This is a genomic window from Fibrobacter sp. UWR4 (assembly GCF_003149045.1).
Taxonomy (GTDB): domain Bacteria; phylum Fibrobacterota; class Fibrobacteria; order Fibrobacterales; family Fibrobacteraceae; genus Fibrobacter.
Genome location: NZ_QGDU01000016.1, coordinates 1 through 23,532 on the forward strand (window position 1 = coordinate 1; position 23,532 = coordinate 23,532).

Annotated in this window: 18 protein-coding genes; 4 read left to right on the forward strand and 14 right to left on the reverse strand. The window is 45.0% G+C overall.

Annotated features, from left to right (window positions below):
• The first annotated feature begins 132 nt into the window (after positions 1 to 132).
• Genes BGX12_RS07915 through BGX12_RS07930 form a run of 4 tightly spaced genes read left to right on the forward strand, consistent with a single transcriptional unit; the run spans position 133 to position 3,938 of the window.
• The gene (locus BGX12_RS07915) at positions 133 to 972 is read left to right on the forward strand and encodes a phosphorylcholine transferase LicD (protein WP_109735542.1); all 840 of its coding nucleotides are present in this window, start codon (positions 133 to 135) and stop codon (positions 970 to 972) included.
• Positions 972 to 1,781, forward strand: coding sequence for a phosphorylcholine transferase LicD (locus BGX12_RS07920; protein ID WP_109735543.1), 810 nt, complete (start codon positions 972 to 974; stop codon positions 1,779 to 1,781). The genes BGX12_RS07915 and BGX12_RS07920 overlap by 1 nt, the downstream gene beginning before the upstream one ends.
• An 8-nt stretch (positions 1,782 to 1,789) precedes the next feature.
• Positions 1,790 to 2,509 carry a LicD family protein gene (locus tag BGX12_RS07925; RefSeq protein WP_109735544.1) on the forward strand — a complete coding sequence of 240 codons (720 nt, stop codon included), beginning with the start codon at positions 1,790 to 1,792 and terminating at the stop codon, positions 2,507 to 2,509.
• Complete coding sequence (locus BGX12_RS07930; RefSeq protein WP_109735545.1) at positions 2,502 to 3,938, forward strand: lipopolysaccharide biosynthesis protein; 1,437 nt, start codon at positions 2,502 to 2,504, stop codon at positions 3,936 to 3,938. Before BGX12_RS07925 ends, BGX12_RS07930 begins: the two co-directional genes overlap by 8 nt.
• Positions 3,939 to 4,005: 67 nt before the next feature.
• Here the strand turns inward: BGX12_RS07930 and BGX12_RS07935 are convergent, their stop codons facing one another.
• From BGX12_RS07935 to BGX12_RS08000, 14 genes are all read right to left on the reverse strand, one after another.
• Positions 4,006 to 5,529, reverse strand: a complete 1,524-nt coding sequence (locus tag BGX12_RS07935) for a BCCT family transporter (protein ID WP_109735546.1) — start codon at positions 5,527 to 5,529, stop codon at positions 4,006 to 4,008.
• Positions 5,530 to 5,562: 33 nt separating this feature from the next.
• Complete coding sequence (locus BGX12_RS07940; protein ID WP_109735547.1) at positions 5,563 to 6,270, reverse strand: sugar phosphate nucleotidyltransferase; 708 nt, start codon at positions 6,268 to 6,270, stop codon at positions 5,563 to 5,565.
• A 15-nt stretch (positions 6,271 to 6,285) separates the two neighbouring features.
• Complete coding sequence (locus tag BGX12_RS07945) at positions 6,286 to 8,052, reverse strand: phosphotransferase (protein ID WP_109735548.1); 1,767 nt, start codon at positions 8,050 to 8,052, stop codon at positions 6,286 to 6,288.
• 87 nt (positions 8,053 to 8,139) lie between these two features.
• Positions 8,140 to 9,423 (reverse strand): O-antigen ligase, encoded by a 1,284-nt coding sequence (locus BGX12_RS07950; RefSeq protein WP_109735549.1) that lies wholly within the window; start codon positions 9,421 to 9,423, stop codon positions 8,140 to 8,142.
• Between the two features lie 9 nt (positions 9,424 to 9,432).
• Entirely contained in the window at positions 9,433 to 10,422 is a 990-nt protein-coding gene (locus tag BGX12_RS07955) for a glycosyltransferase family 2 protein (protein WP_109735550.1), read from the reverse strand.
• Between the two features lie 7 nt (positions 10,423 to 10,429).
• The gene (locus BGX12_RS07960) at positions 10,430 to 11,605 is read right to left on the reverse strand and encodes a glycosyltransferase (RefSeq protein WP_109735551.1); all 1,176 of its coding nucleotides are present in this window, start codon (positions 11,603 to 11,605) and stop codon (positions 10,430 to 10,432) included.
• Between the two features lie 8 nt (positions 11,606 to 11,613).
• On the reverse strand, positions 11,614 to 12,720 hold the full coding sequence (locus tag BGX12_RS07965; RefSeq protein ID WP_199220746.1) for a radical SAM protein: 1,107 nt from the start codon (positions 12,718 to 12,720) through the stop codon (positions 11,614 to 11,616).
• 11 nt (positions 12,721 to 12,731) lie between these two features.
• Positions 12,732 to 13,838 carry a glycosyltransferase family 4 protein gene (locus BGX12_RS07970; protein WP_146196291.1) on the reverse strand — a complete coding sequence of 369 codons (1,107 nt, stop codon included), beginning with the start codon at positions 13,836 to 13,838 and terminating at the stop codon, positions 12,732 to 12,734.
• Between the two features lie 6 nt (positions 13,839 to 13,844).
• Positions 13,845 to 15,215: a nucleotide sugar dehydrogenase gene (locus tag BGX12_RS07975; RefSeq protein WP_109735594.1), complete on the reverse strand. Its 1,371-nt coding sequence runs from the start codon at positions 15,213 to 15,215 to the stop codon at positions 13,845 to 13,847.
• Between the two features lie 126 nt (positions 15,216 to 15,341).
• On the reverse strand, positions 15,342 to 18,020 hold the full coding sequence (locus BGX12_RS07980) for a CotH kinase family protein (RefSeq protein WP_233246311.1): 2,679 nt from the start codon (positions 18,018 to 18,020) through the stop codon (positions 15,342 to 15,344).
• 161 nt (positions 18,021 to 18,181) lie between these two features.
• Entirely contained in the window at positions 18,182 to 19,054 is an 873-nt protein-coding gene (locus tag BGX12_RS07985; RefSeq protein ID WP_109735555.1) for an EamA family transporter, read from the reverse strand.
• Between the two features lie 48 nt (positions 19,055 to 19,102).
• A complete protein-coding gene (locus tag BGX12_RS07990) occupies positions 19,103 to 21,451 on the reverse strand; it encodes a lytic transglycosylase domain-containing protein (protein WP_233246312.1) in 2,349 nt (782 codons plus the stop codon).
• Positions 21,452 to 21,458: 7 nt separating this feature from the next.
• Entirely contained in the window at positions 21,459 to 23,282 is a 1,824-nt protein-coding gene (gene ptsP, locus BGX12_RS07995) for a phosphoenolpyruvate--protein phosphotransferase (protein WP_109735556.1), read from the reverse strand.
• The gene (locus BGX12_RS08000; RefSeq protein ID WP_109735557.1) at positions 23,254 to 23,526 is read right to left on the reverse strand and encodes an HPr family phosphocarrier protein; all 273 of its coding nucleotides are present in this window, start codon (positions 23,524 to 23,526) and stop codon (positions 23,254 to 23,256) included. Before BGX12_RS08000 ends, ptsP begins: the two co-directional genes overlap by 29 nt.
• Between the last annotated feature and the right edge of the window lie 6 nt (positions 23,527 to 23,532).

Consider the following 23,532-nt stretch of genomic DNA (forward strand, 5'->3'; position numbering starts at 1 on the left):
TTTAACCAACAAAAAATAATATTCCACTGAAAGTCTATTTTGGGGAGTCATAATTGTTTTTTGTATGAATTTTTATCGTAAAAGCTCTCTTTTTGTTAAATTTGAGATAAAAGAGTTCTAACACGGTGCTGGATGAAATTAAGTGAGAGAAGAATGCAAGCTTTATCGTTAATAGACATTCAAAATGTAAGCCTCGATATTTTAACCGAGGTCCACCAATTTTGCAAGGCAAATGACATCCAGTACTCCTTAGCATACGGAACCCTCCTAGGTGCAATTAGGCACAAGGGCTTCATTCCATGGGATGACGACATCGATATATTTATGACTCGTCCCAACTATGAAAAATTTGCAAGGCTTTTCAAGCCACAGGAAGGAATCGCCTTTATTTCGGAAAAGGACAGCTATATCGCACTACCAAGAGTTTGTGATGTAAAAAGGACTGTCTTCCAGTCAACACTTCCTTGGGCACCGAATAAAGATCTCGGTATATGGATTGACATTTTCCCCATTGATGGCGTGGAAGATGACAGAGCGGCCTTTAAAAAAAGAATGATTGAGAACGCCAGATTGTACAATCTTCAACTGGCGGTCCGTAGGGCAATGCCAAACTTATCAACCAAGCTATCCTTGCGACAAAATATCAAACAGCTCTGCCGAAAAATTCGTTACTTCAACTGGACTCCAAGAAAAATCAACGACAAAATCCTTGACCAATGCAAGGAATACCCGTTCGCAACAGCAAGCCATTGTAGTCAATTAGTCAGCACAACTACATTGGACAAGCAGTTCTACGACAAGAAAATTTTCGACGAGTACACAGAAGTTGAATTTGAAGGCCGCATGTTCTCTGCAATTCGAGACTGGGATACCATACTCAAATTGAACTATGGATCCTACATGCAGCTTCCTCCTGAAGAAGAACGTGTTCAACATAGTTGTGACCACACGAAGTTTTATTGGAAGGAATAATGAAGGACATCTCAGTCGAAGAAATGAAGCAGATTCAGGTGGACATCCTTAAGGACATCCATCGTTTTTGCGAGCAGAACAGACTTAGATACACCCTTATATTCGGGTCTCTTTTAGGAGCTATCAGACATAAGGGATACATTCCCTGGGATGACGACATCGACATCGCCATGCCCCGAAAGGACTACGAAAAGTTCATCCAAAGCTACCAACACGAATATTATTACGCCTACGACTATCGTAAAGATAAAGATTACCACAATCCCTACGCCAAAGTCGCGGACACCCGCACCATCCTAGAAGAAAACATCTGTATGAAAAACATCGGTATCAACATCGACGTTTTTCCATTCGACAACATGTTTGACACTAAGGAAGAATGTAATGCATTCATTGATTCTCTGAACTCCATCAAAAAGAAATTCAGAATTAAGTTGGTCAAGCCCGGACGTAAGAATGTTTGGTGGAAGCGTATTTTGATTCGTCTTGCTAAGGTCGCCATGTTGCCGTATTCCATGAAGGGTTTGACCCAACAGGAATACGAGAAAGTAAACACACTTTCCAACGATCAGGCAGCCTTTGTCGCCCTGGCGGTGGATCCAGAAATAGACGCAGCATACAGATCGATTTATCCCAGAAGTATGTTCGATAATTTTACCAAGAAACCTTTTGGGAACGACGAGTTTATGGTCACTACGGATTACCACCAGTGGCTCACACAAATGTACGGAGACTACATGACGCCCCCTCCGGACGCCAATAGAACTTCCCCTCATACATTAAGCAAAATTTATTGGATAAAAGACTAGAGGTATTTATGGGCATCGCTCACAAACTTTATCAGGCTATTGGCGGCAAGGAAGGCTCATTCCTTCAGAAAAAATGGTCCGCTTACTGTATCAAGAAAGACTTGAAGGCTAAGCAAAAAAGACTGCACGAAAACGGTCTCGAGGCCCTGAAAATTTTCAGGGACACCTGCAAGGAATGCGGCGCAAATTACTGGCTTGAATACGGCACCCTCCTCGGAGCAGTAAGACACAAGTCTTTTATTCCCCATGACTTTGATCTGGACGCAGGCATGATGGCCACAGACTACACCGAAGAACTTCATAAAAAATTGATTGATCGCGGTTTTGTTTTCAGCCACGCCTTTGACTACATGAATCTCAAGACTGGCGAACGCAAAAAGTCTGAATACACATTCACTTATAAGGGCATCGCATTTGATATTTTCCTCGCCTTCCGCGAAGGAGATATCTGCAAGGTATTCTGCTACGAAATCGGGAAAGGCTGCGTCGTTAAGTTTTCCATGTCCTATACCTTGGATTGCTCCAAGCCTTTATCCACAGTCACCATCGATGGCGAAGAATTTAGCGCACCTTCTGACCCGGCCAAGGCTCTGACCATGTACTACGGCGAAGATTTCATGACGCCTAATTCTGGCTGGACAAACGATTACGGCGGAAGCAAATATGCCGAATACTACTCTCCTGAAGAAATCACCGGCATAAGAATTCTGCCCGAAACGAATGAGTAAAAAAAACACACCTTTTCTAGCGGTCATCTGGAGTCTTCTGGAAAGATTGTCTTCCCAGGCAGTCAGCTTCGTTATCGGGGTTGTCCTTGCTAGACTTTTGACGCCAAATGAATATGGCATCGTAGGACTCACTACCATATTCATCTCTCTTTCGAACACCTTCGTTGACGCCGGTTTTGCCAACGGACTTATTCGAAAAATTGACCGCACAGAAAAGGATCTATCTACAGCTTTTTATTTCAATATTGCCATTGGCATTGTAGCTTACGGCATTCTTTGGCTGTGTTCACCCATTATCGCAAACTTCTTTAACGAGCCGATTCTCATTCCGCTCGTAAAGATCATTGGATTAAGTGTCTTGCTTAATTCCCTTTGCGTGGTACAGAGCGCCATTCTAACAGCCAACCTGAATATTAGACTGCAGACAATCATCAACCTCTGCGGTCAAATTCCCGCAGGCCTTATCGCAATCCTTCTCGCCTATCGAGGATGGGGCGTTTACGCATTGGCCTTGCAGACAGTTCTTGCAGCATTTATCAGAACTACCCTGCTCTGGATTTTTGCCAAATGGCGCCCCCATGAAAAATTCAGCAAGGAATCCTTTTCCTACTTATTTGGATTCGGTTCAAAGCTTTTAGGCGCCAACCTAATCGGAACTGTATTTAACGAAATCTACTCCGTTCTCATCGGTAAGTTTTTCACCAAAGCCGATCTAGGATATTTTTCCAAGGCAAACGGCCTCAGCAACAACTTCAATTCCGTAGCTTCCGGAATCGTCCAGAAGGTCGCCTTACCTGTTTTATCCAGACACCAAAATGACAAGGTCCAGCTACAGGAAAATTTCCGCGAAATCATGCGTCTCCTAGTCATGATTATTGCGCCCCTTTCCGCATTCCTTTGTTTCTCCGGTAGAGACATCATCGTCTTTTTATGGACCGACAAATGGTTGCCCGCAGTAGTTCTTTTCCAGATTATCGTCGCAGGTACAATGTGGAATCCCATAGGCCAATTAAGCCTCAGCCTGCTTCAAGTCGCTAACCGTACCGGACTCATTCTTAAGCTTGAATTTCCCAAAAAAGCAATTTATGTGGTCATTATCTTTATTGGTTTCCAATATGGGGTATTGGGTATTGCAGCCACCCAGTTTTTCATCAACTTCGTTGCAGCGGCAATCAATTTACACCCAACAAAAAAGATTTTGGACTACAGTTATGTCCAGCAAATGGTAGATGTTATTAAGTATATGGTCATCGCCTATCCTATCGCCTGGGGACTATCCCTTTTAATCAACACGGATATACCATTACTCAATATATTACTAAACTTCTTGACATTCCTCCCCATCTATGGCCTCGTCATTTTAGCAATTCGAGACTCTGTAGCAGTTAAATACTTCGCAAAGATCAAGGGGAAATTTAAGAAAGCTTAATTTTTTCTCAAAAGAAAAAGACCCTTCCATTATGAAGGGTCTTTTGTTTAAGGAACTTCTCAAAAAATTACTTCTGTTCTCTTTCCTCAATGCATTTTTTTCCATCCTTCAAGAAACTCACCACGATCAAAATCATGACAAGGCCAATGGGGAATGCAGCAAGGATACTTACAGACTGAAGGTTACTCATGGAACTTTCAGAGAAAACCAGAGCAATCGGCAAAATAATCAGCAAAATGCAAACCATCAGCTGAATCAGCTTATGAGGCGTTTCGCCATCTTCCAATTTATGATAGCTATAGCAAGATGCCGTATAAGCAATGGAATCAAAGGATGTCGCATAGAAGGCCACCATGGTCAATAACACGAGTACAAGAACCAAAGGAGCACAAGGCAGTGTATTGATGACGCTAATAATCATCGCATACAGATCTCCATTTGCTATATAGGGAGCCATGTAATCAGCGACGCCAGCAGTCTGCTGACCAAGAGAATAGTTACCTAGAACGATGAAACTCAGAATTGTAGATCCAACGCCGAAGACGTAACCTCCAAGCAGTGTTTGGCGAATAGTTCGTCCCTTGGAAATATTGCCGATGAAGAAGGGAGCCGCGACACACCAAACCATCCAATATGCCCAGTAATAAATCGTCCAATCTTGCGGGAAATTATTCTTACGGAGAGGATCCGTATAAGTGGACAGACCAATAAAGTTCTGTACCATTCTACCCAGAGATTCAAATCCCGTATCAATGATATAACGTGCTTCGCCGCCAAAGGCAAGGACATAGAAGTTCAAGCCAAAGAACATAAAGATACAGACTTTCGCAAGAATGCTAATACCCTTAAATCCGTGAAGCAAGGAATAGGTATAGACAGCACAGGTAAATATCAGAATAACGATAGTAATTGCAGTTCTGCTAATTTCCACATGGAACAGTTCTGTGATAATACTTGCCATAAGGGGCGTTGCAATACTGAAAGTGGTTGCAGTACCTGCCAAGAGGGCAAAGACAGCCAACAAGTCAATCACGCGACCAAGAACGCCATCCGTATGTTTTCCCAAAATAGGACGACATGCTTCGGAATACTTCTGACGAGACTGTTTACGAACGTGAAGCATAAAGCCAAAGGCTACAGCCAATACTAAGTAAAATGCCCAAGGAATGAGACTCCAGTGGAAAATCGGGAAAACGCCAGCCCAATCCTGAACACTACCGAGATCGGCAAGATGGGGATTGGTCGCATACATAACCCATTCGGAAAAGGAATAGAAAAGGATATCCGCAGCAAGGCCACAGGTAAACATCATACAGCCCCAAGCGAAGAATGAATACTTTGGTTTTTCATCCTTTCCTCCAAGGACAATATCACCATACTTAGACATCGCCAGGAATAAAGACATAATGAAAAATCCAAGACCAATAATCAAATAATAAGTCCCAAAAGTATCACCAAAGAAGAAGCGCACCTTACTTAAGATTGCGTTAGACTGCTCCGGCCAAGCAAAGAACAGTAAACTAAAAATAATCACGATTGAAAACGGGACTATCGTGATCATCCAATCTATTTTGCCTTTATGCTTTTCCATATTATTTCCTTATTAGGTTTATAGTGATTGTCTTTAAACATTCTTATAGCTAGGATCCATAGCAACCAACTCATCAAAGTTGTCTATTTCCACTATATCGCCAGAATTCATGGGACGAATACCTAGATCATATTCTTCAAAATGACAGAACATAGCCACATCATCCCAATAAATCTGGCGATTCTGTTTTTCGTCAAATTCAACTTCAAGATGGTGTTTCAATTTCGCACCGTCTTCAGCAGTCCAGCGGGAAACGCTAAATAGCTGCCATCCCCCAACGCCGCCAGTCCTACTACAAGACGTCACTCTATTATCTTCTACCTGCATCAACCATTCCGCAGTTTCGCCATCGGTCCAAATCGCATTATAGCCAGACTTTTCAAATTCAGGCGACAAAATTTCGTCATTGAAGATAATCTGGTCTCCATCCAAAATAATAGACTCACCTATATAATCGCGAGCAACATAAAGAGATGAAATATTGTTGCAAACGTCATACAGAGGATTTTCTATGACATGCAGGTTTTCATATTCCTTTTCCAGAACATAGAATTGTTCCTTAAGATAGCCCACCACTACATAGATTTCGTTAATTCCATTTCTATGAAGAGCCTGTATAACAGAATCAATCATTCTGACACCATTCACTTTAATCATCGGCTTCGGTGTTTTCAGGGTAACGGGACGCATTCTACTGCCAATCCCTGCAGCCATAATAATCGCGCGTTTAACACAATGCATCACAAATCTCTTTTCTTAAATGTTCAACAATTCACGTTCTTTAACAACGAGTTTGAAAAAATCCTTGGCATAACGATATTGGCGTAAATGATACTCACCAAATTCCACGCCAAGGGATCTCTTATATTCGCACCAGTTACTCCAAAGAAAACCACAAACGGCCATATAGGCATACACCTTGACACGAACCACATCCGGGCAATTCCCCTGAAAATAAATATTCAACAAATGGTCAGTCTGTTCCTTATCATAGAACGAATAAATACAGAACATGGCCAAGTCCACATGGGGATCTTGCATGCCAGCATATTCCCAGTCAATCAAGCTTACTATCGTTTCACCAGAACTTCCCTTAGAAAACAAGAAGTTATCCGGAATTGCGTCAATATGAGTTAAAACTTTTTCGCCAGCATGTTCTTCAACGAAAGACTTCAATGACAGTACATTTCGTTTTGTTTCAGCATAATCCCTAAATACAGATGGAGCCCCGTTCCATAGACTTTCGTAATATGCAATTTGACCAAAAATATCGAATTCATGATCAACAGAAATTTTTAGTTCATGGAAATAACGAAGTTTATCCATGCATTGCAGAAGATCATCATCGTTAACCGGATCGCAGACACGAACTCCCTCCAAAAAACTTGTAATCTTATACCCTGTTTCAGGATTAATATAAACAACATCGTCACACACACCCTTGCCAGAAACAGCCTGATATACAGCCGCCTCATTTTTTCTGTCAATCAGCAAGGACGTTCCTTCGCCAGGAATACGCATGATATACTTTTTCCCTTTACAGGAAAAAAGGAAAGACCTGTTGGTCATACCCTTCTTCAAAACGCAAATATCAACAATCTGCCTGGGAGCTACCTTAAAACAATTTGCGATGACATCTATAGCATCGGTTTTTAAATGATTTGAATTCTCATCAAAATTGCGAAGCTGCTCATAAGTATTAATCTCAAAAAAGTCTGCAGAACGGACCAACTTTGCAGGAATTGCAATCCGACTATTATCAAACAGCGCTTCTTCCCAGAAGGATGATTCATACTGACTTTTTTGATCAAAGGACAACAAGCGTCGCTTCAATTCAGAGGCAACTTCCCCAACCAAGTAGGAAATGCCAATCATCTGATTCCCTCCGGAAACAGAGGAAGCCGAGGTTAATTCCATTTTTCGATTCACTCGAACAGAACTGCCCTTACAGGCCTCTTCAGAAACCATATACCAAGAGTGAAGCTCACAATGACTAAACGGATTTTCCCTACACCAAATATCACAAGGAATCACATAGACATTTTCAAGATAATTCGCTGCAAGAGTCAATGAATGCAAATTGTTTTTAGAGCCATACAGATCATTCACAATCAACTTGACACCATATTTATCCACTAGGTAGTCAAATGATTCTTTTAAAAAACCAACCACAATATAGATTTCATTAACACCTACTTCATGAAGATGGCGAATCATTCTTTCGATGAGAATTTCACCTCGAACCTCAAGAAGAGCCTTAGGCCTCTCTAAATTTACAGGAACCATGCGCATGCCAAAACCGGCAGCCAATATAATAGCTCTCTTGGGAGCTTTATTTTTAATTTCATCCTTTGCCTTGACAGTCAATTGCGAATTCTCATCCAAAAACTCCTGTGACGTCAAGCTCTTGATAGACTTATTGATCAATCCCAAGGAAAAACCAGACAGATCCGAAAGCAATCTCTGGCCTGCCGAAGGATTCTGCCAAATGCACTTTAGAATGTCTTGTTCAATAGAAGTCATGATCGTCCTTTTCACGAAAACGTCGTTTTATAATTTCATGAACAGATTAAGCAAGCCTCAACCGAGGAAATTCTTTTTTAGAATTATTTAGGGCATGGGATCTGCGTCAGATTTAGATTCAGATTCCACCGCGGGCGTTTCTTTTTCCGTTTTTTCCTGGTTAAACTCATGATACTTAATCAGCATCATGCTCAAAATAAAGAAGTAATTCAAATCAAGACCAAGGAAAGTGGACATCGTATAAGCCGCTATTACAGACAAAGGAATAACAATATAATCCTTTTTGCACTTTCTCAACTGAATCACCATAGAAGATATGCAAGCGATGTAGGCCAAAGCACCAATTAAACCATTGTCCACAAGAACCTGAAGCCAAATACTTTCTGCACCAAGAATATCCTGATCTACCGCCTTCACAAAACTCCAGGTATAGGCATAACCATTACCCCAAATGGGTGAATTCAGGAAAAAGGGGAGAATAACAGCAAACTGAATCAAACGCATATCAAAGCTGCTTCCAGTCACAGCCGTATCGGAATGAACAAAAGAATCCACCAACAACGTAACCCAGCCACCAAGAGCAAAAACAGCGCTGCCAACTAAAGCCATCTTAAGCAGCAGAAAGCGGCCACTACTCATCAATCTCTTTAAAACAGGAATCAAGATCAAAAATTCCGCAACAAACACAGAACGAGCACCGGTCAACCAAGGCAAAACAAAGCAACCAATCATCAGAATTGAATAATACAGTGACTTTTCCTTATTCATCTTGTCCAATTCATACATCACATAAGCGAATGCACCCATGGAAAGTCCCATAGACATCGGTGTACAGAAGAAACTCTGCAAGCGTTTAATTCCAAAGCGATGTTCGTCGTAATTAATCACGTTCTGGTTTACAATTCCCTGAGACAAAAAGGAATCCAAAACAAAGTTGTCATCCAACGCAAGCTCTATCAAGGCATACATGGCTGCAACACCAAAAAGCACCATAAATCCTTTTATAAGGAACCGAATATCATCTTCGGATTTCAGTTGAGTCCACACAACCAAAGGATAAATATAAATGGTGTTGAAAACAATTATGGTACTGGGCCAATGAGCTTCCGCAAGGACGTTCGTTATGCAATAAGAGAAAAACACCAAAAAACAAGGGATTTTAAAAGGATATTCCTTGAACGACGAAACAACATTTGTCTTAAAAGGAAGAAGTGCAGTCAATCCCAAGCAGCAGAAATCCACCATGGAAAACATCTGTCCATGAATCACAGGGAACATGTACAAAGCCAGAGCCAGCGGAGCTAAGGCTAAGACAGCCTTCCTATAGGAAAGCAGAGCAAAGAACAAATATGCAGCAATCAAATAAGTCATAATGTTCTATTATCTCTTTAGATTCATTTTCCGATATACCCACTGGAATTTCTGGAACAAGGAGAAAACAACCTTATAGGAAACTCCATGAGCAAGGGCAAACATAAATGCCTTATGGATTTTTTTCGACTTGCAATGTTTTCTTATCAAGGATTTGGCATCCTGAACATCTTTCACTAAAGCCGGAATTTCTTCGGATAGAACAGGAACATCTGCTTTCACGAGTTTTTCGAGAAAGTTAAAACTGCTAACAGCAAGCCTTACCTTGGCCTCACCTTCAAATCCACACCGTGCGGCCAATTTTACGTTTTCGCGTAATTCCTTTACCAAGGTATATTGAGACTCGTTGACAGTTGAATTTACAATACTTCCCTGACGTTGGCGATAGTGGTACGAAGCCTTCCCTGTAAGGGCCACCTTCTCCACCAAGGAAAAGAGACTTCTTGCAACAGGGATATCCTCATAGCTCTGTTTTGGATATTGAAGATATGGGACAAGATCCTTATGGTACAACTTATTCCACGCCCAAGCGGTCAAGCGGTCACTCAAATACCTTTGGAGAGCATCCTGCTTCGTTAGGCAAGTTTCTTCCTTAGAAAAGCATGCTGTCTCTGTAGCCCAGCCACATTCCCAATCAACAAATACATTGCATATAGACATGGGGGCATTATACTTTTCGCAAGCGTCAAGCAAAGACTGGAACATATCTTTTTCACACCAGTCATCGCTATCCATAAAACCAATGTAATCACCCGTGGCGACCTTTAACCCGGCATTACGAGCATCGCCCAAGCCTCCATTAGCCTTATGGACTACTTTTATACGTGCATCCAATTCCGCCCACTTATCGCACATCGCCGGACAAGTGTCGGGCGATCCGTCATCCACCAGGATAATTTCCAGATTTCGATATGTTTGATCAACAACACTCTGAACGCACTGGTCCAGAAATTGTTCAACCTTAAATACGGGAATAATTACGGAAATCAACGGTCCCATGAGTTGATCATCCGTAAATTTCAAGAATCTGCTTCAGGTAAGACACCTTGGAATACTGCTGACACAGAGCTGTTGCATCATAGCAATAGCTCTTACTGAACATTAGGTCGATCTTCTGAGAAAGATCATCCTTATTTCCAGATTCATAAAGCTCACCGGTTACACCAGCAGATATGAGTTCCGGAATGCCGCCAATATTCGCTCCAAGAACAGGCGTTCCCAAGCTCAAGGATTCAATCACAGACAGCGGATTGTTTTCGTACCACTCACTGGAAATTACGCTGAACTTCGACTTCAGCAAAATATCCTTACAGGTATTCCAGTCACAATGTCCCATAAACTTGATCTGAGGGAAAGCGGCAAATTCATTTTTCAGCTCTTCACTCAAAGGACCTGTGCCCAGCACATACAAAACCTGTTTTTTCTGAGAAGCAGCCTTCAGCAAGGTACGAACGCCTTTCTCCTTAGAAAGACGTCCTACATAGCAATAACAATCTTCCTTAGCCACAGACTCATGAGCCAGCTTGCTTATGTCGATAAAATTATGAAGAGCGATTAACTTAGACGGTTCAAAGCCACCCTGCTCCATTTTCTTTTTCATGAAGGCACTAGGGCAAACATACTTGTCCACGCACTTCTCAAGACGAGAGCAGTTCCATGTTTCAGCTTCCTTCTGAGCAATAACGCTGCCAAGTTTATTCTTAACACAACACTTTGCAGAGCAAGGCTTTTTAGAGCCACCAATACATTCTTCACAAAGCTCACCATTACAATAGCATGTATAAGCAGGACATACTAATTTGTAATCGTGAAGAGTCCATACAACCTTTACCCCACGGGAATGCGCAATTTCCGCAATCACCGGAGAAAGCTGTGTATGAATGTTGTTCAAATGAAGAACATCCGGTTTAAATTCATCCAGCAAGGCCGTAAATTTACTGATGGTTTCAGAATCACCAAAAGGACGCTTAAATGCGCGAATAAAGGCCCCGGGCTTCTTAGGAGAAAAAGCCACTTCCCTAGGCCAGAACTTCGACCAGGATGATTCAATATTTTCAGCGAAATCCATCGCAAAGAAAGCTACTTCATGACCGGCCTCTCTTAACAAGGATTCCAGTTCAATGGAATAGATGCAGTCTCCACCACGACGATAATAAAACTTGTTTGCCAGCAGGATTCGCATTCTACACCCTACTTGTCTTCAATTCTCAAGTCGCCCTGACGCGGATCCTGACCCACATCGAAAAGCTTAAAGTCCTTTTCGTAGCTAATGGTGCCGCCAAGAAGGCTCTTCAACTTAGCCTTCATAGCCCAAGGAGCAGTCTTGGTGATATACTTCTTCATCACGGGAGCTGCAGTACCCACCATCCAGCAATTCTTGGGGCAACTACGTACCTTTTCACGAACTCTGTTAGCCTGTTCGCTAAACCAGATTTCTTCGAAGGTCTTGGCATTGTGAATGTTACCCATGGATTCTTGCCAGTACTTGGGTTCCAGACCGTTACAGGGATAAACTTCACCCCACGGGTCTGTAAAGAAGTTGACGGTACCTGCTTCACAAGGCAAGCTACGGCGATTACCATTAATGTAATTGATCAAGCCCAAATTGAAGAATGCACGGAACCAGGCCTTGGGATGCTTTTCCTGCAAAAGACGATTTGCCAACTTTTCAATATTAGCGCACACTTCTTCCTTGTTGGTAATGAAGTTGTCTTCCTTGTGGAAGTAGAAGCTATTGTGGAAAGCAGCCGTTGCAAATTCAAAATTCATGGAACGGGCAAGTTCATACAAGGGAATAAGATCATGACTGTTCTTATTGCTCAAGGTCTGACCGAAACCGATATCCTTGATACCCATTTCATGCAAGGTCTTCAATGTTCTGAGGCCTCGTTCAAAGCCATCATCACGACCGCGGAGGAAGTTGTTGGTACCTTCCATACCTTCGATGGAAACGCGAATACCAATGTTGGGGAAACGTTCTGCCAGCTTGATAACACGATCCACCCACCAGCCGCTGGTACTAATCACAATACGCGGAGCCTTGGTGAAGAGGACTTCAACAATTTCTTCCAAATCCTGGCGGATGAAAGGTTCACCACCAGTAACATTGGCAAACTTAAGCTGCGGGAGAATTTCAAGATCTTCCGCCTTGATTTCCTCACTTTTCTTAGTGGGATTCTTCCAAATGTTGCACATTTTGCAACGCATCTGGCAACGATAGGTCGTAATCACCGACACATCGGTAGGCATCTGGATCTTATCAGATTTGCAATTTCCATTACAGCTTGAACAAGACATAAAATCCTCTATTAACGATGAGCAAGACTTTCGTAGACTTCCTTAGTCTGGTCAGCAATCTTATCCCAATTATAACATTCTTCAACAATCTGCCTGTAATTTCTTTGAACAGGATTATTGACAAACTCACTTAGCTTCTTTGCAAGTTCATCAACATCTCCAGTTTTAAAGAAGCATTCTCTAGGCAGAGGAACTTCTGTATTTGCAGGAATATCACTAGCAACCACATTCAAATTGTGGCTCAATGCTTCCAGCAACACAATAGGAAGACCTTCATGGTAACTCGGAATAGCAAACAGTTCTGCGTTTTCAAACACAGCCTGCAATTCCTCTCCATGAATAAATCCAGGCAGCACGACACCTGCAGAATAAGCAGCCTCTCTCAATTCCTTAGAGTATTCGCTTTCATGATCTGCAGTGCCTGCAATCACAAGCTTTACATCGCCAAGGTTTGCTTTCTTATAGGCCGCAATTAAATCGAGGAATCCCTTTTCCTTGACAAATCGACCTAAGGCAAACACATAGCGTTTTCCAACGAGGCAGTACTTTTCCAAGTACTTTTGAGCAACGCTTTCCGACAACCGGACAGGAACATTGACACCATTATGGATCAAGGCAGTTTTCTTGCAATTGTACCTCTTCTGGAGCCACTGTTCCAAGTAGTCAGAAATGACAATAACCTTATTGGAGAAAACCGTTCCCAATCGTTCGCTTAACCGGAGAATAGCCTTCGCAAGACCGCCCCACTTGGCGCGATTGTAATCCTGGCCATGATGGGTATACACAACCTTAATACCAGCCATTCTAAAGAATGGAGCAATGGCGGAAGGGCCAATAGCGTGAAGATGTATCACATCCGGACGAAGTTTCAACGCCTTTCGATAGCATCTGAAGGTATGAACAAAAGCTTCAAATCCAGAAACCTTAGGTGTATACACAGGGATAACGCGAACACCCTTATAGCTGTAAGGTTCTGACTGGGGCGTGTAGGCCTTACGGCCTAAAATAACAACTTCGACTCCTCGCTCCACCAATCGTGGATACAACTCCTGACAATGGGTTTCAATGCCACCCATTATATCGGGAATCCCGCGAGTACCAAGCACAACAACTTTCAAAAGAAATTACTCCGCCTTACCCTTGCCAATGCTAGTGACTTCGAAGCCAATCTTGCGAAGGGCTTCTGCATCAAGGATATTTCGACCATCAAACACAAATGCAGGCTTGGCCATGGAACCATAAATACGTTTCCAATCCAGCTCAGCGAAGCACTTCCATTCGGTGCAAACCACCACTGCGTGAGCACCTTCTGCAGCCTTATAGACATCTTCTTCAAACTGAACCTGATCAAGGACATCCTTCAAGTCGCGCTTAGCATCAGGAATAGCCTTGGGATCAGTTACGACCGGCACCGCATGTTCGGCCAGCAAATCGCGAACAACCAGGTTAGCCGGACTTTCGCGAGTATCGCCAGTATTAGCCTTAAAGGCGAAACCGAAGACGGCAATCTTCTTACCTGCGATAGTATTGAACATGGTTTCCAGCATGCGATCAACCACACGGTGAGTCTGCCATTCGTTAATCTTCACCACGCTTTCCCAATAGGCAGCCACTTCGGGAAGACCATAGTAACCGCAAAGGTACACCAGGTTTAAAATATCCTTCTTGAAGCAGGATCCACCGAAACCGATGGATGCCTTCAGGAACTTGGAACCAATACGTCTGTCCTTGCCCATAACGTAAGCGACTTCGTCAACATCGGCACCGGTACGTTCGCAGAGGGCGCTAATGGAGTTGATAGAACTGATTCGCTGGGCAAGGAATGCATTAGCAGTAAGCTTTGTAAGTTCAGAGGACCAAAGGTTGGTGGTGAGGATGCGGTCACGGGGAACCCAGTGTGCATAGACGTCCACCAGCTTCTGGCAAGCGGCAAGACCAGACTCCGTCTGATGGCTACCGATCAACACTCGATCCGGTTCAAACAAGTCCTGGATTGCAGTGCCTTCTGCAAGGAATTCCGGATTGGAAAGGACTTCGAAGTGAAGGCCCTTATCGTTGGAATTCAGGATTCGTTCCATAGCGGCGGCGGTACGGACGGGCAGGGTGGATTTTTCCACAATGATCTTGCCTTCGTTAGCAACATCCAGGATGTTGCGAGCAGTCTTTTCCCAGTACTGGAGGTCGGAAGCCTTACCGGCACCATGGCCAAAAGTCTTGGTGGGAGTATTCACGGAAACGAAGATAATGTCAGCTTCCTTAATGGCGGCCGGAATATCGGTGCTAAAGAAGAGGTTACGACCACGGGCGCGCTTCACCACATCGTCCAGACCCGGTTCAAAAATCGGAAGGTTTTCGCTGTTCCAAGCGTCAATGCGGGACTGGTTGATGTCCACGACGGTTACCTTGACATCGGGACACTTATCGGCGATAACAGTCATAGTGGGGCCACCGACATAGCCCGCACCAATACAAAGAATCTTAGTAGTGAAACTCATAATACCCCAAATGTAGATAATTTCCAATTTTGAAAATAATTAAACCTCAACAACGGCCCTATTCACCTAGTCTACAGGGACTTTATCGAGTTTTTCCGTTCACCAGATGTTCCCCATATAAATTCACTATCTAAAGACGGCTCTCAATTCACTCACTTTCTCCGGAATAATCACACGGGTGGCAGAGGTTTCGCCATCACTCCACTGCATAAACATACCTCCACTAGAAGGGATCGCAGACACTTCCACTGGTAATCCCTTGAAGAACCCCACCGTAAGAGGATTTGCATCCAGAGAAAGTCCATGAACAGCTATCACCCCTGGCCCCGTCGAAGACAATGTCACGGGAACATTTTCGCCTAATTCAAAGAATTCCTGCAGCTCTTTTTGAATTACGCCAGGACGTTTCTTGGCAAAGTTCTTGATATTACTCAGGGAAGTGTTCATCCAGTTGACATTTCTGCCCCAGTTTTTTTGATCTCGAGTAACTTCAGAGTCAATATCCGCCATCAGTTTGTTAATTCGGGCCGTTACCCTCGAGGTTTCAAAATTCGTAACCAGAAGAACAGCCATTCTATTTATAAAAGAGGTTCTAAAAGCGGAATTCTCGAGCAATCTTCGGAGAAGCAAAGTAGAAGCAGGGCCATTGGGCCAGGAATCTCCATCCTCCGCAGTAGCAAATTCAAAAACATTGTTCTTGAAGGAGCTCATTCCCGATCCGAATCCAAAATCCGTATCGTAAATAAACCATTTCCACAGGGTTTTCGGATTACTACAGCGCCACTTTTTCAGATTATTGCTGGGCCAATCCCTGTTGTCAATGAACAGTTCCGAAAGAACGTAATTGATAAAATTGCCCACATCGATTTGGGAAGCCACCTTTTCGTAATTTGCATCTACATCCAGATGGGCTGTTTCCAGCCAGTCCATCATGGCCTGGTATTCAGCAGAAGATCCATTGGACGCTGCATTATCGGCCTTCAAAAGGTCGATGCTCTTGGGATCCATCCCATAGTGAGTTTCAAAGTAGTATTCCGTAGACCGTTCGCGAATGTTATGGATACCATAGTATTCACCATTGTAGTACACGATAGAAGCGCGACCTCGCTGGTAATCCACCCCAAGCCCTTCTGTAATGGAAGAGGCCAGCATATCACGAATATAATCGTTATTGCTGTTGCTGCCATTATTACGCAGTACAAAGCCCTTGAAAGATTTCAATTCCGGAAATTCCGGGAACAAGGGATATTTCAAACGTTTATCGCCGTATTTTTCCCTGAAGGTGATGGCCACGGATTTTTTCTCGTTCATGCGGCTGTAATTACCGAATATTTCAAGACCAGCATCTTTCGCAAACGCAGGCTGATTTACTCCTGCTTCAATCAATTCAACAAAGACGGGGATTTCCTTATCCAGCCAGTAGTTGGCACCATAGTGAGGTTCCGCAGTCTGTGCAAAATTGCCTTCCATATAGATGCCTGTATCCGGATTAAACATGGAGCCCGGATCTACGGTAACGAATACGGCGGGAACAGCAGGAGCCTTTTCAAAAATGTAGGTGCGATTCAGCAGTTTACCTGGCATGGCTCCTGGAACAAAACTGCCGCAGCGAACGGTCGTGTTTTTATCAAAGCCAAGTACCGTTATAAGAGGGCTTTCTTCGGTAGGAGCTTTTCCACCTAGCTCACAACGGATCGCATAACCTTCGGGAAAATTCACCACAAAAGGTGCCTGATAAAAACCGGAGGGCGGCAGTTCTGTCAGCGAATCCAAAGCCGGAGATCTTGCAGGGAACACCTCCCCTACGGACATTCCATAGGGAGACGGTTCTGCAAATCCAAAACCCGATCCGCCAGCAACACTGCCGAAGGCCCAGCTCTTTCCCGCAGGAATTTCCGGATAGGAAAGGGAATCCATAATGGCTCCGTTTTCGTCCATCAGATACAGGGAACCGCCAGTCTTTTTCGCCTTGAAGGAGGCATGCGGTTCGTGACCTCTATTACGGGCCATATAGCTGAAGATTTTGACAGATACTTCCTGGGACTCCTTGGATTCAGGGCTCATGCGGGTGCCGTAAATATGGGCAAGATCCGGAAAGGTCGTTCCCGCAGGAAGCGTTCCGCGGTAGACCGTGGAAGAGTCTCCCGTCCCTGTGAATACAAATTCATATCCCTGCCAGTCATCCACATCGGGCTGGGCAAGCCTGAAGGAAACCTTACGACCCTTGGTGATGTAGGCTTTCATCAGAATTTCATTGGCCTTAGATATGTCCGTTACATCCTCAGGATCCGTAGAGCCCGTACCAATCATGACCGAAATAGAGGACCACCCCAATTCCTCGTTGTCTCCGAACTTCATGACGGCACCACAATGTCTTTCCGAATTTTCGTTAAAGCAAAGCTTTTTCTGTCCTGGCAGCGGGTTCGCATAACTGAAGCCAACGGGATCCTCATTCTGGGAGTCTGTCCAACTCCAGAAACCGGGACCAATCATATCTGTTGTATCGGAAGGGGGGACAAAGTCAGGCAGGTTCTTTTCGGAAAGATACACTACCATATATCCCTGGGCAGGAACAACCACATTCCCGAACATCCACTTGGTAGGCTTTTCCAAATTGTTGGTCAGGAATTTTCCCGCAAGATTGACAGGTTCTGCCGAGGTGTTGAAAATTTCAATCCAGCTACCATCACCACCCTCGTGGTCTTCATATACAAGGTTCGTAGGGTCCACTTCCGTAAACATGAGAGGACCACCCACAAAAGGCACAGATGGGCCAGTCTGTCCGCCGGGATTTTCTGCCGGCATGTAGGGCTTAAAGACATGTTCGTCCGAACAGGAGCATAGGCCAAAAACCAGGCAAGTCGCTGCTAACCTGGCAAGGGAATTTTCAAAAAACAAACGGTTTAAGTCATACCCCATATAAGCAAATATACTCGCTTATTTTCGGAAAAGGGTTTACAGTTCCATTACAACTCGGAACAATCCTGACTCTTGTTTTCAAATTTTCCGGATTTCTTTCGTGGTCTGCGAACAACGAACAAGGCAGAGCCCGAAAGGACCAGGGCCACAGAGATGATCTTTCCAAGCGGAAAACTTTCGGAGAAGACCACGGCACCTGCAATAGTGGGAACAGCAGCCCCTACAGCGGCGCTAAAGGGAATGATAAAGAGAGCTCTACCTCTGGAAAAGGAAATCTGGGAATAAAGGAACGCAATGCCATAGGTGGCAACATATCCTAACGTTCTAAAATCCAGCAGCAGGTTTCCTACGGAGGAAAGAGTAATATTATCCAGATCGAAATCCATGGCCAAGCTTTTATAGAATGCGGCAGAAATTCCAAAGCCTACACCCATAATCAGGGAATCCGCAATTTCACGATCACGGCCAAACAAGTGAACCAAGAGGGTTATTCCACAGACAATACCCGCATAAATCCAGAGCATGGAAATATTCTGGACGCTAGATGCACCTCCTAAGGATTCCACAGAATAAAGGAGGCCCGCCACCACAAAGCAAATGGCAACCACAATGCGACGGGTCAGAATTTCCTTCAGGATTACAAAGCCCATCAAAGCCGTAAGCACCGGATTCAAGACCATCATGGGCTGGACCTGGCTCAGGTCATAGCGAGCCATGGCAATGTAGTAGCCTAGAGTCGCAAGGCCAGAGCAGGCAATACCAAGCCACCAGTATCCATTGGAAAGCACCCCCTTCAGGAACAGCCAGGGTTTAGATACTCCACCCGTTTTTTTTCCCACGGTGGACACCCCGGATTTTTCCAGAATATTTCCGCAAGCAAACAGGAACGCAGGACCGATTGTAAGAAGAAGGAAGAGCATAGTTAGACGAGGGTCAAGAGGCGAGAGTCAAGAGAGGTATTTTCTCTTCTATAGGGCATCGTAGATTTCCTGATAGATCCAGTAGTTACCCATGACGCGTTTTACATAGTCACGAGTTTCGCGGTAGCTGATTTCTTCGGAACGAATATCCCAAGGCAAGTGGCCACTAGCAGTCTGCCAACGTTTAGTGGGCTTGGGACCAGCATTGTAATTCCCCAGCACGTACATGTAATCATCCTTGTAGGCAGCCTTCAAGTCCACCAGATAGCGAACTCCCAGACGAATGTTCATGTAGGGATTGTACAATTGCTTGGGATCAAAGGATTCAATGTTTTCCTGCTTAGCCAACATCTTGCCGGTGGAGGGCATAATCTGGAGAAGTCCACAGGCACCTGCCGGGGAAGCGATTTCAAAATTGAAGATGGATTCCTGACGCATGACGCTATAGACAAAGAAGGGGTCGATGCGGCTTCCTGAATGGAACTTCACCTGATCCCTGAAGGGCGTGGGATACAGATAGTGCAGCACACCCATAGGAGGAGCAAGCAGAAGTCTGCGATCGATATTTGCCTGGAACTGACGGGCAAGACGATAGCCGGCGGCAACTTCCCCCATTTCGTAGAACAGCAGGCCGTATTCGTAAAGGAAGTCCAGGCGTTTTGCGTTCTTCTTGCGGGCCAAATCGTACAAGTCGAAAGCATGATCGCTAAAGCCATACAGGAACAAGGTCTTAATGCGGTCATAACGTTCCGGGCTGTAGCTGGAATCAGGCTTGCCAGCCTTCTGTACATTACGAATCCAATTGAGGGTTTCCTCGGCACTCATTTCCACGCCATGAGCAAAGGGAACCTGGGCTGAATCCATCAGTTTGTATTCCAGAAGTTTTACGCGACTGCGATGAGCATAGGAGGACAGCGGGAAATCCTGGATACAATCCAGATAGGCTTCTCGAGCCAGGGAATCCTGTCCAAGTTTCATGTAGGCGTCCCCAAGGAACATGCGGGCGCCACTGCTGCTCCAGCGGTCATTTTCCTGTTTGGCCTGCTGGAACATATCAACCGCATTCTGCCACTGTTCCATCTTAAAGTAGACAAAGCCCGTACGGAACTTAGCCCACTGACGGAAACTGCTCTTGCCATAACGCTTATCCGCAAGTTCCTTATAGCAAGTCAAGGCACTATCGTACTTCTCCACCTGTTCGTAATCAAAACCACGACGCCATAGATTATCGCCTGTACTTTTACTGTACTTGCTTACCACCTGGAGCTTAGAATCATAACGACGGATAGTCTTTGCATACTTGGTGGAATTCACCGTACGCATACGCTTGAGGGCGGTTTCAATCCAGTCCTTCTTCGCTTCTACGGAATCCACCAGGAAGCAGTACTGCTTGATGGCATCCTCTTCACGGCCTAAATTGCGATAGACAGTAGCGCGTTTTTCCCATAGGGCAATACGATCCGACATCGGGAGGGTACTGACAGGAAGCTTGCCCTGAAGTGAATCCTCCGGAAGGGCTACAGCGCTTTCGGGATTTTTAGCAAGAAGATCCGCATCCATGATCTGGATGGAATCCAGCAAGGACAAACAAGCGGAAGCTTCTTCCTTACCGCAAGCGATTCTTGCATAGGCCACCTTCTCGCTCAAGGATTCCGGAGAAACTCTTTCCTGACGGAGACGCTTGATGGAAGCGAATGCAGAATCCTTGTAGGCTGCACTGGTCAGCAGCTGCATGTAGACACGTTTTGCTTCCTTGGTCTTCTTGAACTGCTCCATGTACTGGGCGTAGCGATACTTGAAGCTAGCAGACTCTTCCGTTTTCGGATACTTGTCGATAAAAGCCTTCAGGGAATCCGCCTGGGCCTTGTCCCCCAGTTTTTTGTCAAAGGCAACTGCACGAATACGGAGCAAGTCAGCCTGACGAAGCCAGGTGGAATTCTTTTCGAGACTTTTGTTCAAAGCAAGAGTTTCTCGCATCTTGGCGTAATCACCAAGATTGAACTGTGCGGTAGCCATACGCAGGATTACACTTCCATCCAGGAAGGAATCCCTGCCACGAAGGGAATCGTAGGCCGCATAGGAATTTTCCCAATCGCCCTTGTAGTAGAACATGGCGGCTGTAGCAAAGTCGCGGATGTTCTTGGAAAGGGACGTATCCTCGCTGGCAGCCTTCACACGGTTAAAGCGGATTTCAACATCCTGGAACAACTTAGGGTCAATCTGTTCAAGTTCCGCATAGGGATTACCCGCCACAGGTTCTTCTACGGAAAGAGCCGCTACGGAACTATCCGTCACAGCAGCAGGAGTCATAACAGCAGAAGAAGAACTTAAAGTTTGAGAAATCGCAAAAACTCCCACCGAGCCTACGCCTAGGAGGATACAAAGGAATCGAATCATGTTCTTTTTATTTTCCGTTTTTTTCAACTTGACCTACAAAGCTAGAGATGCCAAGATCCATAATCGTCTGTGCATACTTCTTGTGCAAGTAGGCATTCACACTTTCAGCATCGTCCATCTGGAGCACCGTCAAAGCCGTATCACGGACATCTTCGAAGTTGATGGAACGAATAATTTTCTTTGTGGACATGACACTCCAGGGCGTCATGGAAAGTTCGTCAATTCCAAGACCAACCAACAAAAGGACGCTCATGGGGTCAGCACTCATTTCACCACAAACCGCCACAGGAATACCTTCGCGATGGGCGGCCTGCACGGTCTGATAGATCATGCTAAGCACTGCCGGATGGTGGGGCTGGAACATGTCTGTAATAAGTTCGTTGGTACGGTCCACAGCCAAGGTAAACTGAATCAAGTCGTTAGTACCGATACTGAAGAAATCAGCTTCCTTCGCTAATTTGTCCACAATCATGACGGCGGAAGGTACTTCGATCATGACGCCAACCTTTACTTTGGCGCATTTCTTTCCAGAAGCTTCCAGTTCTTCACGGCAGCGCTTGATGCAAGCCTTAGCACGACGAAGTTCCGTCATGCTGGAAATCATGGGCAAAAGTATACGGAGGTTCCCCTTGGTATTTGCAAGGAGCAGGGCCTTCAGCTGTTCACAGAACAAGTCTTCCTTGTCCAGGCAGACTCGGATGGAACGCCACCCCATAAAGGGATTGGATTCACTTACCGCGTTAATTCCACTTACAAGCTTATCGCCACCAGCATCCAAGGTACGGATGACCACGGGGCAGGGAGCCATCGTTTCAAGAATATAACGATAAGCGTCACGCTGTTCGTCCATGGTAGGAGCGGTCTTGCGCAGGAACAAAAATTCGGAACGGTAAAGGCCAATGCCTGACGCACCGAAGTCCTTCACCTTATCAGCCTCCGCAGGCAGCTCGATGTTTGCATGAAGGGTAATGTACTTGCCATCACGGGTCATGGGTTCCAGCTGTCGCATGGTAAACAGTTCCCGACGTTGGCGCTCGAACACTTCCTGACGTTCATGGAAGTCGCGGATATCCTCTTCGTTCGGATTGACAATGACAGTACCAGTGGAACCGTCTACAATCAGGATATCCCCCTGCTTGACCACTGCAGCGGAGTTTCGCAGGCCAGACACCAGCGGTAGCTGGAGGGACCTAGCCAAAATGGCAACGTGGCTTGTACGGCCACCAGTATCCATCACAAGGCCACAGACCTGACCAGGCTTGATGGACATAAGCATGCTTGGCAGAAACTCATGACCTACCAGCACCACACCGTCTTCGTCAGCCACATCCTCCAGCACAGGTCCGGAGTCTTCCATGGCGGCCATGAGACGATTATAAAGATCTCGCAAGTCCGTAGCCTTGTCGCGCATTGCAGCGGAATTGATGGACTCGAACTTTTCGATATAGGCACCAAGAACTACATGCACGGCCCAGCGCGCATTCTTGTGCTCCCTACGAATCTTGTCCAGGATACCATTGACCAAGCCCGGATCCTGAAGGATCATCAGGTGGGTGGCAAAAATCAGGCTATCCTTGACGCCTGTGCGACCTTCGGAGATTTCCTTGATCTGGGTAATCTCCTTGGCAGTCTTGTTGATGGCTTTCAGGAAAACCTGTTCCTCATCGGGAATACGACTTTCGGGAAGGGTTTCCTCCACCACGGAAACTTCACGGTTAATAACCGGAAAAACCCGGCCCATTGCAAAGCCGGGAGATGCGGGCACGCCTGTTAAAACAGTACGTACCGGTTTTTTCTTTTCATCAGCAAGGTTCTTCGTTGAAGTGGTCATTGAACAAGACCTCCAACTGGGAGGCCACGTTTTCTTCGTCCTCACCGTCGATTTCAAACTTCACTTCAGATCCAGCGGGAATCGCAAGCATCATCACATTCAGAATACTCTTGGCATTGGCCTTAGAGCCCTCGAATATGATGGAGACATCACTCTGTGCCTGGCCGGTAACATCTACAATCATACCGGCAGGGCGCGCGTGAATACCCAGTTTATTTGTGACCACCAAAGTTTTAACTATCATCTTTTT